Genomic DNA, 17140 nt, shown 5'->3' on the forward strand with positions numbered 1-17140 from the left:
TACAACTCCGCGATACAACACCCACCCCGCGACAACGCGAAATATCAATAACACCATAGAAGCTACCACAAAAAGGAGCTTCTTTTATGGCACAAGATTACCATCACGGCGTCCGCACTGTTGAAGTCAACGACGGAACACGCCCTATTCGAACTATTAGCACCGCAATTGTCGGCATGGTGTGTACCGCTGATGATGCTGATGTAACCGCATTTCCACTTAATAAGCCTGTGCTTATTACTAATATTAAAAGTGCATTAGGCAAAGCCGGTAAAACCGGAACGCTTTCCCATGCGTTAGAAGCGATTGGCGACCAAACGTCTCCGATTACTGTCGTTGTGCGCGTAGAGCAAGGGGAAACCGAAGCCGAGACCACAACCAATATTATTGGTGGAACTACCGATACCGGACAAAAAACGGGATTGCAGGCATTGCTTACTGCCAAAAATCATACTGGCGTTAAGCCTCGCATTCTCGGTGTGCCGGGTCATGACACGCAGGCAGTTGCGACCAAGTTAGCGGCCATTGCACAAGAGCTGCGCGCCTTTGCTTATGTTAGTGCCTACGGCTGTAAAACGGTGTCAGAGGTATTGGACTACCGCAAAAACTTTAATCAGCGCGAATTAATGATCATCCACCCTGATTTTTTATCATGGGACAAAGTTGCCAACGGTGAATCTATCGCCTTTGCCACGGCGCGAGCATTAGGGCTGCGTGCAAAAATCGATCAGGAAACTGGCTGGCATAAGACGCTATCTAACGTAGGTGTTAACGGTGTAACAGGTATTTCAGCCGATATTTCGTGGGATTTGCAAAACCCTGCCACTGATGCCGGCTTACTCAACGAAAACGATATTACCACTCTGATTCGTGAGGATGGTTTTCGCTTTTGGGGTTCTCGCACTTGCTCCGATGATCCGCTATTTGCATTCGAGAACTACACGCGAACTGCACAAATCATTGCTGACACGATGGCGGAAGCGCACATGTGGGCAGTTGATAAACCAATGACACCAACGCTGGTAAAATTCATCATTTCAGGCATTAACGCGAAAATGCGTTCACTAACTCGCAATGGTTATCTCTTAGGTGGTGAGTGTTGGTTTGATCCTGATGCTAATGATAAGGACGAATTAAAAGACGGTAAGTTAGTGATTGATTATGACTACACACCGGTACCACCTGCGGAAAACATCACATTACGTCAGCGTATCACTGATAAATATTTGATGGACTTCTCATCAAAGATTAAGGGGTAATCATGGCTTTACCACGTAAATTAAAAAGTATGAACCTCTTTAATGAGGGACAAAATTGGGTCGGCATTGTCGAAGAAATGACATTACCGAAAATCACCCGAAAGTTAGAAACCTATCGCGGCGGCGGAATGAATGGCGCCGTTAATATCCGCATGGGGTTAGATGATGGCGCTCTCGATAGCGAAATCACGTTAGGCGGGATGGAAGCGCAAATCTATAAACAGTGGGGTATCACTGAAATTGATGGTGTGACGTTACGTTTTGCCGGTGCTTACCAACGAGAAGATACCGGTGAGGTGACAGCCTGTGAGGTCGAATTACGCGGTTTCCTTTCTGAGATTGATGCGGGAACGGCAAAACAGGGTGATAACACCCAAGTTAAATTCAGCTTTAAATCGATGTACTACAAGCTGATCTGGGGTGGTGAGTCGATTATCGAAATTGACATTATCAACATGGTTGAAATCGTGGACGGTGTTGATCGTTTTGCTGAACAACGCGCGGCTATTGGGCTGTAATGGAAAATAAAATGACTGATGAAATGAAAAAAAATCAAGCCACTGTAAAACTGGATGAACCAATTAAACGCGGTGAAACAGAACTTACCGAAGTTGTCGTGCGTAAGCCGAACACCGGTGCATTACGTGGTGTGCGTTTACAGGCTTTGATGGATATGGACGTATTATCTATGTCAGAAGTGTTGCCGCGTATCACATCCCCCACGCTGACTAAGCCTGAAATCATGGCAATGAACCCCGCTGATCTGGTTCTGCTTTCGATTGAGGTGGTTAATTTTTTGCTACCGAACTCGATGCGCACGGACTACCAGAACGATTAACCGTTGATGATTTGGTGGCAGATATTGCCACCATTTTTCATTGGCAACCGTCGGCAACCGCCGAAATGAGCCTCATCGAATTATTAGAATGGCGTTATCGCGCTTACAAACGAAGCGGACACGGTGATGAGTAAAAACCTACGTTTACAAGTCGTGCTAAATGCTGTCGATAAATTGACAAAGCCATTTCGCAGCGCGCAAGAGTCTAACAAAAAACTGGCGGAAGCTATCCGCCAATCTCGTGATGCATTAAAAACCCTCAATCAACAGGCTGGACAGATTGAGGGGTTTCGCAAAGTCAAACAACAACTCAATGAAACTCAGCAGGCTTACCAAGCTGCCACTCAACGTGCGTCAGCGTTAGCCCGTGAACTGAGCGCAACAGAAAACCCCACTAGAAAGCAAGCCGATGCGTTAAGAAAAGCGCAGCGAGAAGCCTCACAATTAAAAAATAAATATGGGGAATTACAGCAATCTGTCCAGAGGCAGCGGAGCGAACTGCAAGCGAGTGGTATTTCAACGAATCAACTCGGGCAGGCGCAGCGGCGATTAAACAGCGACATTGCTAGGACAACTCAGCAATTACAGCGGCAAGAGCAGCAATTAAAGCGCAGTGCTGAGCAAGAGCGGCGCATGTCGAGTGCCAGAAATAGCTATCAATCTGCAATGGACACGCGGAACAAAATTGCGGGGTCGGGGGCGGCAATGACTGCCACCGGTGTGGGCATGGGATATGCCGCTAAAAAAGTGCTGGCACCCGGCTATGATTTTGAAATCGGCATGTCAAAAGTACAGGCATTGACGCGCTTAGATAAAGATTCGGCTGATTATAAGATGCTCGGAACCCAAGCGCGTGACTTGGGGGCGACGACAGCATTTACCGCCAATGAAGTGGCACAAGGGCAAGCGTTCTATGCAATGGCAGGCTTCAAGCCAGAGCAAATTAAAAATGCCATGAAAGGTACGCTGTCAATGTCGTTAGCCGGCGATATTGATTTGGCAACGACGGCAGATATCGGCTCTAACATTTTAACCGGCTTTAAACTTGATTCCGGTGAAATGAACCGCGTGAGCGACACGTTAGTCGCCACGTTTACACGCTCTAACGTCAACTTAAACATGCTCGGCGATACCATGAAATATGTTGCGCCGGTAGCATCAGGGTTGGGGGTTGATTTAGAAACGGCAGCCGTTGCAGCAGGTAAGTTGGGTGATGCAGGTATTCAAGGCTCAATGGCGGGTACCAGTTTGCGATCTATTCTGGGGCGTTTAGCTGAGCCGCCAAAACAAGCCGCTGAGGCACTCACAAAGTTGGGTATCAAAACCCGCGATGCAAAAGGAAACTTACGCGAGTTTCCCGCCATTCTTGAAGAGTTGGATAAGAAAACCAAGAAAATGGGTACCGCACAACGAGCAGGGCTGTTCAAACATATTGCGGGAGAGGAGGCGTTCTCAGCGCTGTCTGTTCTTGCCGATCAAGCGGGTTTAGGGCAGTTGCAATCCATGATTGCAGAAATCAAAGCCGCAAAAGGTGAAGCCGAAAAAGTGGCTAAAACCATGACCGATAACCTTGATGGTGATTTGAAAAATTTAACCTCCGCGTATGAAGATGTCGGTATTCAGGTGTTTGGCGGTGCAGACAGTCCATTAAGAAGCATTGCGCAGCAAGTCACAGGGTTAATTGGCCAATTCGGTGAATGGGCAAAGAAAAACCCTGAGCTAGTAAAACAAATCACCATGATCACTTTGGGGTTAGGCGCCGTGCTCGCCGTGGGCGGTGGTATTTCGCTCATGATTGCGGCAATGATTGGGCCACTCGCGATGGCGAAGTTTAGCTTGTCGGTATTGGGGATTAAGGGAAGCGGATTCTTATCATTGTTGATTAAGCCGATTAAGTTGGTCGGTGCAGCATTTATGATGCTGGGAAAAGCATTGTTAGCAAACCCGATTATCTTAATCATTACAGCGATTGCGGCAGCAGCATATCTCATTTACAAATATTGGGATGATATTGCGCCATTCTTTAAAGGGTTGTGGGCGTTAGTTTCTCAGATTTTTTCTGACGCATGGAATTGGATTCAGTCATTTATCATGAAATGGACTATAGATCCCATTATTAAAGTATGGAACGGGATTGTAGGATATAGCCAGTCCTTATGGGAAAGCGTGACCAAGGTGTTTAACGCATTCTGGGAGGGCTTAAAATCGTATATTCTCAATTGGACTATCGTTGGGCTGATTTACCAGCACTGGAATAGCATTGTTACGACAACGGTTAATATGTGGGCGCTGATTAAAAAGACCATTTCAGATAAATGGAATGAAATTATTAATGACGTCACTAATTTACCGGCATATTTCCAGCAAATCGGCGGACAGATTATTGATAGTCTTAAAAACGGAATTCTGGAAAAGTGGGAGTCACTGAAAGCCCAATTTGCTGAAATTAAAAAAATGGCCACTGACCTCTTGCCGAATTGGATGCTGTCGGATGAAACTAAAAATGTACGCGCAATGAATCAATTGACCGTCGTACAGGCGGGGATGAAAAGTGCAGGTATGTTTGATAGCGGCGGCGTTATTCCGCGTGGGCAATTTGGCATTGTTGGTGAACGGGGCGCAGAAATTGTCGAGGGCCCTGCTCGCGTGACCAGCCGAAGAAATACGGCAGCCATGGCAATGGCTGCAGCAATGACGCTAGGATCATTAGCTGAGCCGGTGAGTGCAAAGCCTATCCATCCGTATGCGGTGAATTCAGGCGCTAAAACGGCGGTGCAGCCAAGTCAGCCAATTCCAGCGCCAATCATTAATATTTACCCACAACCGAACCAATCTGCGCAGGATATCGGGCAGGAAGTCGCACGACAAATTGACGCGTATTATCGGAAGCAAAAAGCGGCACAGCGTAGCCAATACCGTGATAGCGAGGGTTATTAATATGGCAATGGCAGCGTTAGGGTTGTTCGTCTTTGAGTTGAGAACAACCCCATTTCAAGGAATGCAGCGAGAGCACCAATTCCGATTTGGTTATCACAATCGTATCGGTAAGCGCCCAAGCTATCAGTTTTTGGGGCCATCGAATGACCCGATTACTTTGTCAGGTACGTTATACCCTGAATTAACTGGCGGGAAGTTTTCGCTGTTAGCCTTACAGATTATGGCTGAGACGGGCAAGGCATGGTCGTTTATTGGTGGTGATGGCACTATTTACGGGATGTATGTCATTGAAAGCTTAAGCGAGAATAAAAGCGATTTTTTTGAAGATAGCGCAGCCAGAAAAATCGAGTTTACGCTAACAATAAAGCGGGTTGATGAGTCACTCTCTGAGATGTTCGGTAATCTTAATGAGCAGTTAAACTCTGTCATGGATGCAGTCAGTAATGGGATTGGGGGAATGCTAGGGTGAGTGATTTTTTTCTAACTGGCTTTGAGTCGGTGCCGCAATATGTCATTACCGCCGGAACGGTGAATATCAACGAGCGACTACAAGGGCGATTAATTTCGCTGAACCTGACTGATAATCGGGGATTTGAAGCCGACCAGCTTGATATCGAAATCGACGATGCCGATGGAAAAATGATGCTACCTAAGCGGGGCGAGGAATTATCAATTCATATAGGCTGGAAAAATGAGCCGTTAATTTTTAAAGGGAAATTCACGGTTGATGAAATTGAATACAGCGGCGCGCCGGATAAAATTGCTATTCGTGGCCGCAGCGCGGATTTTAGATCGACACTCAATGTTAAGCGTGAAATGTCATATCACGATAAAACATTGGGCGACATTATCAAAACAATTGCTGCGCGTAACAATGTTGAGCCAGTCATTGAGAGCCGATTAGCCCAAATAACACTTAAGCACATTGACCAAACCAATGAGTCTGACGGCTCTTTTTTGGCTAGATTAGGGCAGCAAGAGGGGGCTATTGCTGCCATTAAGAATGGTCAGTTATTATTTATGCCGCAGGGGAGTGGAAAAACGGCAAGCGGAAAGCCTATCCCGCCTTTGCTGTTAACGCGAGAGATTGGGGATAGTTACCGGTTTACACTCGCTGATCGCGGGGCATATACCGGCGTAGTCGCAAGTTGGTTAAATACACGGAAGCCAAAACAAAAAGATGAAGTCAAAGTAAAGCGTAAGCGAAAAACTAAAAAGAAAGAGTCGGCAAAAAAGGATGAGCCAGCTAAAACTAAGGTGGATGAGCCGCAAGGGGATTATCTTGTCGGCGAAGAGGGGAACACATTAACGCTTTCGCATACCTACGCGAACAAGAGCAATGCGGAACGGGCCGCAAAGGCAGCATGGGAAAAGATGCAGCGTGGAGTTGCTTCATTTTCAATACAGCTTGCAAAGGGGAGGGCTGATATCTACCCCGAAATGCCAGTTAAGGTGCAGGGGTTTAAGCCTGAAATTGATGGTGCAGAGTGGATATTAACGCGAGTTTCTCACTCATTAAATGACAGTGGGTACACATCCTCACTTGAGCTTGAAGTTAAAGTATCAAGCCTTGAAATGAGTGAATGAAAAATAAAGAAAAAGTAATGACTACTGTATAAAGTGTCAGTACAATATACGTAATATCAACATCATGAAAAAGGTAACCGAATCATGATGAAATGTCCTCTTTGCGGCGAGCTTGCCCGTATTCGTACTTCACGTTATATCACTAACGAAACCAAAGAAAATCACAATCAGTGCCAGAATGTTAATTGCAGTGCAACATTCATCAGCCATGAATCCGTTTCACGATTTATTGTTAAGCCTACGAAAGTGGATTCAGTCTTGTTACATACTAGATAGGTCATACAAGGAATAAGTAATATGGTAGATTCAAACGAAAACAAAGAAGATATGAAACGGAAGTATAGACCGTTTATTAATTTATGGGAGTGGCGCTCTCCAGAATTCAAAGAGCTTATAAAAAAACTAATGGTGTTAATTAGGCATGGAGTTGATGATAATTCAAAAAATATAAAAATAGAGCCTATAGAAGATTTTAAACGTTTATTAAGTGGATGGAAACAAGCTCAACAGATAATTGCTGATGAGTTGATAGTTAAGCTTACCCGTATTCAAGAGCTGGAAAAAGAAAAAAAATTAGCTCATTCAAGTAAAGACTATGAAACGAAAAATCAATGTATAAGGAATGTTAAAAATATTAAGTCAGAGATAATTATTCTACGTAAATGCATTGATTCAATAGTATGGATGTTACTAAATAATGAGCACTCGGCCATAAGACGGCTTCCAATAAATGGAAATCCAGATAATTTGTCAGCGTTTAATATAAATGATTCAATGGCGAGTGCAAATGAAATCAATGCTGACCCAATGGCGATTGCTATAATTACTGATATAACGACATTTGTACATACTGGTGATTTACTTGCATTGATTCCTAATAAAGGTATTGCTCTAATAGAGCTTAAGAGTGGGAAAAAAAACATTGAGTTTTCCAAGGCTGCTAAATTTGCAGTTATGAGTGAATGTAATCATTTTGAAGAGGAATATACTAAAGGGTTTGACAAGAAAGATCTTAAACACTACCAAAGAACCAAACGTCAGGTAGAAAGGGGGCGAAATGTCATCGAAGCTATCAGTACAGGCTCTGGATTTGACAACTTATTTCAGTCCCCAGTCAAAATATTAGATAAAAATTTTCAACCTGATTTTTACACAGATAAAATAATAGGACTCTGGAATAAGGTCTATAATGGAAAATCATGGGCTATTACCGACATTAATGAATGTCTATTTATTGGTGCATATAGTAATGCCAACATGGGATTTATAGGGTTTAATGGGTGGATGGATGGGGGTAAGATTTCCGGTAGAATTTTCAATATACTGGATAGCTTCTCTGATCCGCTATCTCGCCCGTTCTTTAGCCTCAATTTACCAGATAAATTACTCTTGGATATCATTGATGGTAATTTAATTGTAGTACTTTGTTTTGATCAAAAGCTATTTGTAGATAGAGCAAACAAAAAATATCCGAAACTTTATAAGATTTTGAATTTTCCTCCAGAAATCATTGATACAACAAATATGCTTTCCATTAATGGGAAAGGTATTGCTTCATGCGTAGAAAATGAAAGTAGTTTCATCGGTATTGGTTATGAGACTAGAATTATATTTGATCAACAATACCCTGATAATCTCATTGACTGGTCTTACAAAATGAGTGACTTAAAAAAAGAGTATGATAAAAAAAAGAGTACAGAAAAGAATAAAGCTCAAAGAAAATTAAAAAAAGCAAGGAAACGTAGCAGAACGTAATTATTAAGTTGGAATAATCAATATTTTTAATATTCTTCAAAGTATCAGATTGCCTCTTTGTGGCAATAAAGTAATTTTAGCCCCTCATGAAGAGGGGCTAAAATTAAAGGTGGGTTACATCGTGGATGATATGTGGATGTTGTCTTATAAATCCATTTATAAAACAGTAAATTAGAGGCAAAAAAAAGCCCCCTTCATAGGGGCTGTTCATTTGAGACGGAATTTTACATAATAGGAAATTTATAACCAACCAAAACCTTTAGCCATTAAACCAGCTAGGCCTAATGCTACAGCGATGAGTGACCCAAAAAATAGACGAAAATCTATTTTCGCATCTTTTTTTAATTCTTTTAAATCATCTTTTATATCGCTAATATCACGTTTAATATATGAAATGTCAGATTCAATCTTAGCAATTCGTACATGCATATCATGATCCTCCGCTTGATTGCTACGTCTTACTTGTACCTGCAGTTGGTTAAAACTATATCCTGTGGAATGCAGTAAGTCACTCATTTAGAATTATCTCCACCTGATTTCGAGTCCAACCAAATCAAGACATTCCTAACACTATGAGTTGTGATAAAACCACAATGAGAGCAAGTCAGCTTATAATAATAATTAATATCGCTATCTCCAGGAATTGCAGGTTGATGATGGTAAAACGTGACAAAGGAATTAGGTGGATTACCTTTTTGGACATCTTCTAAGGTTGTGTGGCCTGTCTCATCAACAATCTGTTCTCCGTCATGACCACACATTGCACAAACAGTATTAACTTTCTTTTCGTCTAAGAAATCTAAAAATTGTTGGCTTGTAATTGTCTTTAATCTTTCAATAAATAATTTATATTGTTTTTTCTGTGATTCTTGCTGATCCATTATGTACTCCACTTTTTAAGCATTACCAACAAATTGGCTTTGTTAGATTTATGCAAAATATGATTATTTCATATTACTACATCAAGGAGATATAAGCAGCTATAGGCGGATAAAGACAATTACAACGAATTGATGATAAAAACCCCTTAACATTAGGGGTTTTTTATTAACAAAATAACAGCGATAATATTTGATAATGGTCGAGTGTGGACACTCTGTGGACACTACATGATTTTATGCTTTAAATATTAACTAGTTACAAAGGAAAAGAGAACACCATGCCAGTGTTACATAACCAAATTTCAAATAAAATATTAAAAGAACGCATGTTGGCGGAAACAGAGCCACGTACCACAATTTCTTTTTATAAATATTTTAATATTCAAGACCCAGTGGCGTTTCGCAATGAATGGTATCAACAGTTTACAGCGCTGAGTGTTTTTGGGCGTGTCTACATTGCGAAAGAAGGGGTGAATGCACAAATCAGTGTGCCTGAATCTAATGTTGATGCTTTGCGCGAACTGATATATTCCACTGATACCGCACTAAATAACCTGCGTTTAAATATTGCGATTGACGATGACGGTAAGTCTTTCTGGGTGTTACGCATGAAAGTACGTGATCGCGTGGTGGCAGATGGCATCGAAGATGAAACCTTTAACCCAGCGAATACAGGGCAATATCTGAAAGCTCACGAAGTGAATGAAATGATTGACGATCCAAACACGGTATTCGTTGATATGCGTAATCATTACGAATATGAAGTGGGTCGTTTTGATAATGCAATTGAAATTCCATCAGATACTTTTAGGGAACAACTGCCGATGGCAGTGGAAATGCTGCAAGAGCAAAAAGATAAAAATGTTGTCATGTATTGCACTGGGGGGATTCGCTGTGAAAAAGCCAGTGCATATATGCTGCATAATGGCTTTAAAAATGTATACCATGTTGAAGGTGGCGTTATTGAGTATGCACGTAAAGCAAAGGAACAAGGTTTACCATTACGTTTTAAAGGGAAAAACTTTGTGTTCGACAACCGTATGGGAGAGCGCATTACGGATGATACTTTAGCCCAATGCCACCAGTGTGGTGCACCATGTGATACTCATACTAATTGCAATAATGATGGTTGCCACTTGTTGTTTATCCAATGCCCTAGCTGTGCAGAAAAATACGAGGGTTGCTGTAGTATTTCTTGTACTGAGGAAATGAAACTCCCAGAGCAAGAACAACGTGCTCGCCGTGCAGGCCGTGAAGTCAGCAATAAGATTTTTAATAAATCGCGTCATCGTTTATCAGATGGCTTATTAAATAAAGAATAACGATAATAAGAAAGCCCTTTAATTAGGGCTCTCTCTTAATATAAATATTTAAATACATTATAGATAAAAAATAATTCAATTCTGTTTTTTACAAATACTTTCGAAGTGATATGTCTTTTCTGTGAATAAACCGTGCTATTACTAATCCCTAGTTTCCTTGAGATAATATGATTAGGTGTTTCATTCATCCAGTTATTAATAATGTTTTGTTCTTTTGCAGTGAAGATGGATGAATCTATATTATTAGCGAGCTTCGTGATATGTTCTATTTGTTCGTGTTCTCGAATCACTTTATCAAGGGTTTGGGTAATAATATTTTTGGATAGAATGAAATAGTTATCCTTTAATAACAATGGGTTGGCTGTTTGTGGGTAAGGGGCATTTATATAAATATAAAACCTAATATTATTTTTTCTATTTAATAGATCTTGTAATACTGGACAGTAATTAGAGTAATGACAATAATAAGTTAAATTAGCCAATACAATACTTGGCGTGAATTCATTTATAAACCTGATAGCTTCCTTAATACAACCTGTACTAATAAATTCTAATTTTTCATTTTTAGATAAATATTCAGTAATGCCAAGTCTAGTGTAATAACATTCATCAATAACTAATATTCGCATCGGGAACATCCTTGTTCGAAAAGAGTCTTACAATAAATGGGAATTGCTAGTGAAGTCAACCGAGGATTAATAAAAATAGTAAATAGTGTTTTTATTTACAATTGTTATTTAGTTAAAAAGGTACAAGTAGTTATATATAAATATATAACTACTTGTTTGGTGAATATTATATAAAATAAAATGGATATTAAATTCTTAAATATCCATTCATTTCCCTAGTGTGTTTTAAGATTAAGTTCGATATATTCGCCTGACTCTATCTTATCTACGCCAGCTTGAAGTATATTAATCAATTGCTTAGCAACATCAGTCGTTAGCCACATAGTTTTATCCACAATGGCATCTCCTGAGTTTTTATCTTGTTCAGGGAGGTAGTGCAAACGCAACATCATCGCATCGTAGGAATCTACTGTGCTGATGTCCCAGCCAACAACTGGGTGAGTTTGAATAACATCATCTTTTCTATTCATGAAACCTCCTAATCAAACAGCGTGATAAATAGTAAATATCTATAACTGACTAAGAGCAATGTTCTCGAAATGAAGCCACTTTTAGTATAAGGAGATTTCGCTAATAAGGAAGCAATTAAAAATTTTTTTTGTATAAATGGCAGGAAATGCACAAAAATGGTGAGTATGACTATAAAAAGTAATATAGGAAGCCCAAATAGCTTCCTATAAGTGCTAATTATTTAGAAAGTGCGATTGTCCACTGAGAGTCCTCACCTGCTAAGAAAGGGATCAGCTTGTCATTACAACAATCAATTGATTCACAAGTAATATTGGGCTCTTTAGTTAATGTAATAAACCCGTCGTTAACAGGTAAATTATAAAACTTAGGGCCATTGAGTGAACAGAATGCTTCGAAGTGTGCTAGAGCACCAAGCTCTTCAAAAACAGTGGCATAAGCGGCTAATGCAGTTGGCGCATTAAACACGCCAGCACACCCACAAGATGATTCTTTACGTGATTGCACATGTGGAGCCGTATCGGTACCTAGGAAAAAACGGTCACAGCCTGATGCTACCGCTGAGCGTAGTGCTTCTTGGTGAACGTTACGTTTTAAAATAGGTAAGCAGAATAAATGTGGCCTGACACCACCGACTAACATGTGATTACGGTTAAACATTAAATGCTGTGGTGTCAATGTGGCTGCGGTATATTCATTTGCTTCTTGGACGTATTGGGCAGCTTCTTTGGTCGTGATATGCTCAAACACAACCTTTAATTGTGGAAACTGCGCGCGCAAAGGTAGCATAACGTGTTCTATAAACAGCGCTTCACGGTCAAAAATATCAATATGGCTAGCGGTTACTTCCCCATGAATTAGCAAGGGCATACCTGCTTGTTCCATAGCCTCTAGTACGGGATAAATCTTTTTGATATCTGAGACACCATGGCTGGAATTAGTTGTCGCATTGGCAGGATACAATTTACAAGCCGTAAATACCCCTTCATGGAAGCCTTTAATCAGCTCAACAGGGTCAGTGCTATCAGTGAGGTAACATGTCATCAAGGGGGTAAATTGGTGACCTTCTGGAACGGCTTGAATAATACGTTCACGATAAGCTTTTGCCGCTTCAATTGTCGTCACTGGGGGGACAAGATTAGGCATGACAATGGCACGGCCAAAAAATTCACTCGTATAGGGAACGACCGCTTTTAACATATCATCATCGCGAAAATGAACATGCCAATCATCAGGGCGGCGGATTGTTAGGGTAGTTACAGTTGTCATTAAACCGGCTCCATAAGGGTAGAGAGGGGTGATGAGCGGGTGCTCAAGCCGGGATAGAATGATAAAGGGAAAGTCAAAAAATAGCTATGAGAAATCACAATTAAGGTTAATGTCATAGATAGATGAGGGGGAGATTAATGTACCAAAAGCAAAAAGCCTGCTTAATGATTAAGCAGGCTTTTCTAAATGATTGGCTCCTCCAGCTGGACTTGAACCAGCGACATACGGATTAACAGTCCGCCGTTCTACCGACTGAACTATGGAGGAACTCCTTGGTACGCAGAGGATATTAGCTTTCTCTTACTGGATTGTCAAAGGAGAATATCGAAAAAAAAGTTCGTTTGGCTGTTATCTGTGCGAACTGAGGGAAGTTTGATCGAAAATGATTTGGTGACAGTGAATTGAGGTTCATGCTGATAGGTAAATGAGTCAAAAGGTAAACCTCTATCATCTGTTCGTGGCTAAATTTTAGGTTGTTATTTCAGTGACTAACTTGTGGCTAATCACTGAGTTTGTAAACACGATTTGGTCGTCAAAAGACCTAGAAGCGTTAAAGAGGGATAACTAACACGGGTTGTCGAACGCCATTTAGCAAACCGCGGGTAACAGAAGTATTAAGCCAGCTAATACGCTTTTTGCTTTGAGAGCGCTATTTATTGTCCAAGTTTGGCATCTGCGTTTAGATAGAGACCCTGCACATCAATGGTTACGACAAGCGATAAAACAAATTTTCCTTGAAAAAGAGTGATTGAAAATATACGGGGGAATTTATAATGGGGGCTTTACGGTATATAACCAGTTTGTGTGTGGTGGGTACTCAGTAGGAATAGATAGCAAAAAGCCCGCACTAGGCGGGCTTCTTAAATTTGGCTCCTCCAGCTGGACTTGAACCAGCGACATACGGATTAACAGTCCGCCGTTCTACCGACTGAACTATGGAGGAATTGCTTTGTTCCTGAGAACGAGGCGCATATTACCCATCCTATACTCAGTTGTAAAGCATAAAAATAAAAAAAATGATTAACTGCGTGTTAAGTAAGCAATTTGATGGTTATCTACCCCAATATGTATCAAAATTCAGGAAGTTAAGATAGTCATAGATGACAGAAAGGAATAAAAAGGCGAACCATTTTTTTGCCGATAGTGCTGATAAGCTATAAGTACAACGAAAGTGAAGTTATTCGTTGAACCAATAATTTGCATCAACAATGATATGAAATAAAAAAGAGAGGATAGGTATGGATAACAAAAAGCCCGCACTAGGCGGGCTTCTTAAATTTGGCTCCTCCAGCTGGACTTGAACCAGCGACATACGGATTAACAGTCCGCCGTTCTACCGACTGAACTATGGAGGAATTGCTTGTTCCTGAGAACGAGGCGAATATTAACGAGATCGACTCAGGCTGTCAACGGTAAAAACACAAAAAAAATCTAATTGCTCACTCACTGTTCATTATGGCTAACTTTTACGCTAGCTAATTGATAATGCATTAATTTTGTGTTGCTAATTTACCTTGTAATGGCGTAGAAACTTCAGGGAAAACGACATGATAAATATCATAAAATGAAATTTCCCCTTTCAAGGCAATTAAACGTGATATTTCTTGCTTAATGGCTTGGCTAACCTCTTTCGAATCAAGTATTTTACGCACTGCGTTATCTGAAACTGGCTCAGTGACAAACCACTCACCGTTATAGCAAACACGTAAATCTAATACGCCGATATCTTCAAAGTGATAAACGGGTTTAATATCAAAAAGTAAAACACTGGCTAAAACTAAAAATAAGACAGTAATACCGAGTGTCCAATAAGGGCCAAAATATGGCGCGTACCAAAGAATAATAGCAAGAGGGATATAAGCGGCGACCATACCGATACATAAGTAAGGGTGATTACCAAGGAACTGGCTATTAAAGTAAGGCTTACCATCACGTTTTTCGCGTTTATTGATGGCATCTAAATCTTCAATGAGTATTTGTTTGATAATATCCATGTGATAACTCTCTGTCAGATATCTATACTAGGAGAGTATCACGAGCAGATTCGATTGTTATATATCAGTTAAGAAAAATATTTACTGGGATTGTCATTGTGGTGGGCATTTCTTGATTGTCTTTTTATAAAACGGGGCTCTTTTTATTAAATTTTTTTTGTAAACTATCAACCAAATGCAGTGTTTTTATTAACATTATAGCCTGTAAAAGTGACGAACTCGAAAAAAATGCACAATTTTAGCGTTTGAACATATAAAATAGTTGCTATTATCTTTAAGTCATGAGTTAATGAGTATCGGCCTGTTTAGCAGTCCTATTTGATGTATGATTACTAAGTTAGTGTGTTCTAAAGAAGAAAGTTATCACAGATAGCCTTTGACCGTGACGCTTCATCTTGGTGTTTTCCTGATTAAATAGTTGACTCTGGCCCGTATATGCCAAAAAGGCAAGTTTTTTTGATGTTATATAGGAAAAGTCAAATGTCCGACAAAATGAAAGGTCAAGTTAAGTGGTTCAACGAGTCTAAAGGCTTCGGTTTCATCACTCCTGCTGATGGTAGCAAAGACGTTTTCGTCCACTTCTCTGCCATTCAGGGCGCTGGTTTCAAAACTCTGGCTGAAGGCCAGCAAGTTGAATTCACCATTGAAAACGGTGCAAAAGGCCCAGCAGCTGCTAACGTAACTGCAATCTAAGCTTATTGCTTAACTGATTTTCTAAAGCCCGTCATTTCTAATGACGGGCTTTTTCGTTTTTATTACATTTATGATTAACATCATTTCATTGGAAACTAAGTGTTATGAATATTAATGACCGTGTTTATGTAAAAACCGATGGGCAAGAGCGCCGAGAAGGTAAAATTTTACTCATTGAACCTTTCAATGAAGGCGTCATGTATTTAGTTTCATTGCCGGACTACCCAGAAGGTATTTGGTTTTTTAATGAAAAAGATGGTGATGAAGGGACTTTTGTTGTCCCAATTGAAGGGTAGAGTTTTACTTTATTTAAAATAAATTAACACTTTGTTCTTTACATCATAAATTTCCCCACCTATACTCCACCCATCTTTTACTTAGGAGATTATTACTTGGACAGTCAGAGTTGGAATAAAAACTTAATTTAACGGCAAGCCAGTAATCGTCTTTTCTTTTCGCTGCTTGCCACTAAGGCGGGCGGTGTCTGATATTTTTCTTCACACACACCCTTATATTATAAACAAAGTACTCTCTGCTATTTAGTTTAGTCAGTGTATTACTGCTATGTTGAGTGTGTATCATGTTGGTATATATTTACTCTCTATTCCCTCCAGGCAATAGCCAATAATTTTTAGGGTAATTTATTTACTCAAAATATGGCTATGTGCTTTTTATTAAGCATGTAAGTCTCATTATCCAAGCTGTTTTTGGAGGAGCTACTATGCTTTTTTCTCCTGATATTTTAAATCTGCTTTCTGCAATGTGCTTTGGCGCATTAATCGGTGCTGAACGCCAATGGCGTCAACGAATGGCTGGCCTTAGAACCAATGCTTTAGTGGCTACAGGTGCTGCGGTATTTATTTTAAGTTCGGTGACAACATCACCAGATAGCCCGGGCCGTATCGCGGCGCAAGTTGTCTCAGGAATTGGTTTTCTGGGCGCAGGCGTCATTATGCGTGAAGGTATGAATATTCGTGGCTTAAATACCGCGGCAACTCTTTGGTGCTCAGCAGGGATCGGCGTGTTGTGTGGATTAGGCCAGTACTCACTGGCCTTGATGGCCACATTGTTAATTTTATGTGCCAATATTTTACTAAGGGAAGCGGCTTCGCGGATCAATAAGCAACCACAGCAGCAAGCTCTTGATGTAGAGCAGCGCTATAAAATTCGCGTTATGTGTCATCAAACCGATGAAATCCTAGTAAGAACACTTATCTTGCAAGCCATTAATGGCTTACATATTCGTTTACGGTCTTTGAGTAGCGCGGACACTTTAAAGCCAGAACAACTGGAAGTGTGTGCTGAATTTTTAGCAACACCTGCCGAGCAGAAAGAAATCGAAGCATTGGTATGCCGAATAAGCCTTGAGCAAAGTGTCAGTGCTATCAATTGGAAAGTGGCATCAGAGCTACCCGCCTGATGTTAGAAATTAACTCACTATAGGAGCCGAAATGGACGATCACCCTCCGTCATGGAGTAGAAAATGGAGCTATCTAACGGATAATTAA

Annotated in this window: 19 protein-coding genes and 3 tRNA genes; 13 read left to right on the forward strand and 9 right to left on the reverse strand. The window is 40.6% G+C overall.

The genetic code is table 11. The features are described 5' to 3' along the window. Nucleotides 1–86: 86 nt before the first annotated feature. The 9 genes from ACPEH5_RS00555 to ACPEH5_RS00595 all read left to right on the forward strand — a co-directional run bounded on the left by ACPEH5_RS00555 (nucleotide 87) and on the right by ACPEH5_RS00595 (nucleotide 8376). Nucleotides 87–1259: a phage tail sheath protein gene (locus tag ACPEH5_RS00555; protein WP_281111211.1), complete on the forward strand. Its 1173-nt coding sequence runs from the start codon at nucleotides 87–89 to the stop codon at nucleotides 1257–1259. Between the two features lie 2 nt (nucleotides 1260–1261). After that, complete coding sequence (locus ACPEH5_RS00560) at nucleotides 1262–1777, forward strand: phage major tail tube protein (RefSeq protein ID WP_281111210.1); 516 nt, start codon at nucleotides 1262–1264, stop codon at nucleotides 1775–1777. Nucleotides 1778–1788: 11 nt separating this feature from the next. Next, nucleotides 1789–2097: a phage tail assembly protein gene (locus tag ACPEH5_RS00565; RefSeq protein WP_154637559.1), complete on the forward strand. Its 309-nt coding sequence runs from the start codon at nucleotides 1789–1791 to the stop codon at nucleotides 2095–2097. Nucleotides 2098–2162: 65 nt separating this feature from the next. Then, nucleotides 2163–2231, forward strand: a complete 69-nt coding sequence (locus ACPEH5_RS00570) for a GpE family phage tail protein (RefSeq protein WP_336297980.1) — start codon at nucleotides 2163–2165, stop codon at nucleotides 2229–2231. After that, the gene (locus tag ACPEH5_RS00575; RefSeq protein WP_281111209.1) at nucleotides 2224–5034 is read left to right on the forward strand and encodes a phage tail tape measure protein; all 2811 of its coding nucleotides are present in this window, start codon (nucleotides 2224–2226) and stop codon (nucleotides 5032–5034) included. The genes ACPEH5_RS00570 and ACPEH5_RS00575 overlap by 8 nt, the downstream gene beginning before the upstream one ends. A gap of 1 nt (nucleotide 5035) precedes the next feature. Continuing rightward, nucleotides 5036–5503, forward strand: coding sequence for a phage tail protein (locus ACPEH5_RS00580; RefSeq protein WP_195848988.1), 468 nt, complete (start codon nucleotides 5036–5038; stop codon nucleotides 5501–5503). Then, nucleotides 5500–6621 (forward strand): phage late control D family protein, encoded by a 1122-nt coding sequence (locus tag ACPEH5_RS00585; protein WP_423727009.1) that lies wholly within the window; start codon nucleotides 5500–5502, stop codon nucleotides 6619–6621. Before ACPEH5_RS00580 ends, ACPEH5_RS00585 begins: the two co-directional genes overlap by 4 nt. Before the next feature lie 84 nt (nucleotides 6622–6705). Then, the gene (locus ACPEH5_RS00590; protein WP_154634686.1) at nucleotides 6706–6897 is read left to right on the forward strand and encodes an ogr/Delta-like zinc finger family protein; all 192 of its coding nucleotides are present in this window, start codon (nucleotides 6706–6708) and stop codon (nucleotides 6895–6897) included. Between the two features lie 21 nt (nucleotides 6898–6918). After that, nucleotides 6919–8376, forward strand: a complete 1458-nt coding sequence (locus ACPEH5_RS00595; protein ID WP_281111208.1) for a hypothetical protein — start codon at nucleotides 6919–6921, stop codon at nucleotides 8374–8376. Between the two features lie 240 nt (nucleotides 8377–8616). Here ACPEH5_RS00595 and ACPEH5_RS00600 read toward each other — a convergent pair whose 3' ends face one another. Together ACPEH5_RS00600 and ACPEH5_RS00605 are read right to left on the reverse strand one after the other, a co-directional pair. Beyond that, a complete protein-coding gene (locus tag ACPEH5_RS00600; RefSeq protein WP_281111207.1) occupies nucleotides 8617–8892 on the reverse strand; it encodes a hypothetical protein in 276 nt (91 codons plus the stop codon). Next, nucleotides 8889–9257 carry a hypothetical protein gene (locus tag ACPEH5_RS00605; RefSeq protein WP_281111206.1) on the reverse strand — a complete coding sequence of 123 codons (369 nt, stop codon included), beginning with the start codon at nucleotides 9255–9257 and terminating at the stop codon, nucleotides 8889–8891. The genes ACPEH5_RS00600 and ACPEH5_RS00605 overlap by 4 nt, the downstream gene beginning before the upstream one ends. Before the next feature lie 278 nt (nucleotides 9258–9535). Between ACPEH5_RS00605 and ACPEH5_RS00610 the strand changes: the two genes are divergently transcribed. Continuing rightward, entirely contained in the window at nucleotides 9536–10579 is a 1044-nt protein-coding gene (locus ACPEH5_RS00610) for a rhodanese-related sulfurtransferase (RefSeq protein ID WP_131680686.1), read from the forward strand. 35 nt (nucleotides 10580–10614) lie between these two features. Here the strand turns inward: ACPEH5_RS00610 and ACPEH5_RS00615 are convergent, their stop codons facing one another. The 7 genes from ACPEH5_RS00615 to ACPEH5_RS00645 all read right to left on the reverse strand — a co-directional run bounded on the left by ACPEH5_RS00615 (nucleotide 10615) and on the right by ACPEH5_RS00645 (nucleotide 14939). Beyond that, a complete protein-coding gene (locus ACPEH5_RS00615) occupies nucleotides 10615–11208 on the reverse strand; it encodes a LuxR C-terminal-related transcriptional regulator (protein ID WP_281111205.1) in 594 nt (197 codons plus the stop codon). Between the two features lie 215 nt (nucleotides 11209–11423). Next, on the reverse strand, nucleotides 11424–11678 hold the full coding sequence (gene bssS, locus ACPEH5_RS00620) for a biofilm formation regulator BssS (RefSeq protein WP_042847959.1): 255 nt from the start codon (nucleotides 11676–11678) through the stop codon (nucleotides 11424–11426). Nucleotides 11679–11895: 217 nt separating this feature from the next. Next, nucleotides 11896–12945, reverse strand: coding sequence for a dihydroorotase (gene pyrC, locus ACPEH5_RS00625; protein WP_281111204.1), 1050 nt, complete (start codon nucleotides 12943–12945; stop codon nucleotides 11896–11898). A gap of 191 nt (nucleotides 12946–13136) precedes the next feature. Further along, nucleotides 13137–13212, reverse strand: a tRNA-Asn gene (locus ACPEH5_RS00630). Between the two features lie 600 nt (nucleotides 13213–13812). Then, nucleotides 13813–13888 (reverse strand) — tRNA-Asn (locus ACPEH5_RS00635). A 336-nt stretch (nucleotides 13889–14224) separates the two neighbouring features. Then, a tRNA-Asn gene (locus ACPEH5_RS00640) sits at nucleotides 14225–14300 on the reverse strand. 135 nt (nucleotides 14301–14435) lie between these two features. Then, entirely contained in the window at nucleotides 14436–14939 is a 504-nt protein-coding gene (locus tag ACPEH5_RS00645) for a YlaC family protein (protein WP_042847955.1), read from the reverse strand. Between the two features lie 480 nt (nucleotides 14940–15419). On the opposite strand from ACPEH5_RS00645, the gene cspE reads away from it, so the two are divergent. The 3 genes from cspE (at nucleotide 15420) to ACPEH5_RS00660 (ending at nucleotide 17052) form a co-directional block, all read left to right on the forward strand. After that, nucleotides 15420–15632 carry a transcription antiterminator/RNA stability regulator CspE gene (gene cspE, locus ACPEH5_RS00650; protein WP_008911725.1) on the forward strand — a complete coding sequence of 71 codons (213 nt, stop codon included), beginning with the start codon at nucleotides 15420–15422 and terminating at the stop codon, nucleotides 15630–15632. 104 nt (nucleotides 15633–15736) lie between these two features. After that, nucleotides 15737–15928, forward strand: a complete 192-nt coding sequence (gene dsrB, locus ACPEH5_RS00655; protein WP_129466685.1) for a protein DsrB — start codon at nucleotides 15737–15739, stop codon at nucleotides 15926–15928. Nucleotides 15929–16353: 425 nt separating this feature from the next. Then, nucleotides 16354–17052, forward strand: a complete 699-nt coding sequence (locus tag ACPEH5_RS00660; RefSeq protein ID WP_042847948.1) for an MgtC family protein — start codon at nucleotides 16354–16356, stop codon at nucleotides 17050–17052. The last annotated feature ends 88 nt before the right edge of the window (nucleotides 17053–17140 follow it).

It is taken from the genome of Providencia sp. NPDC089933, from assembly GCF_049545585.1.
Lineage (GTDB): Bacteria > Pseudomonadota > Gammaproteobacteria > Enterobacterales > Enterobacteriaceae > Providencia > Providencia huashanensis.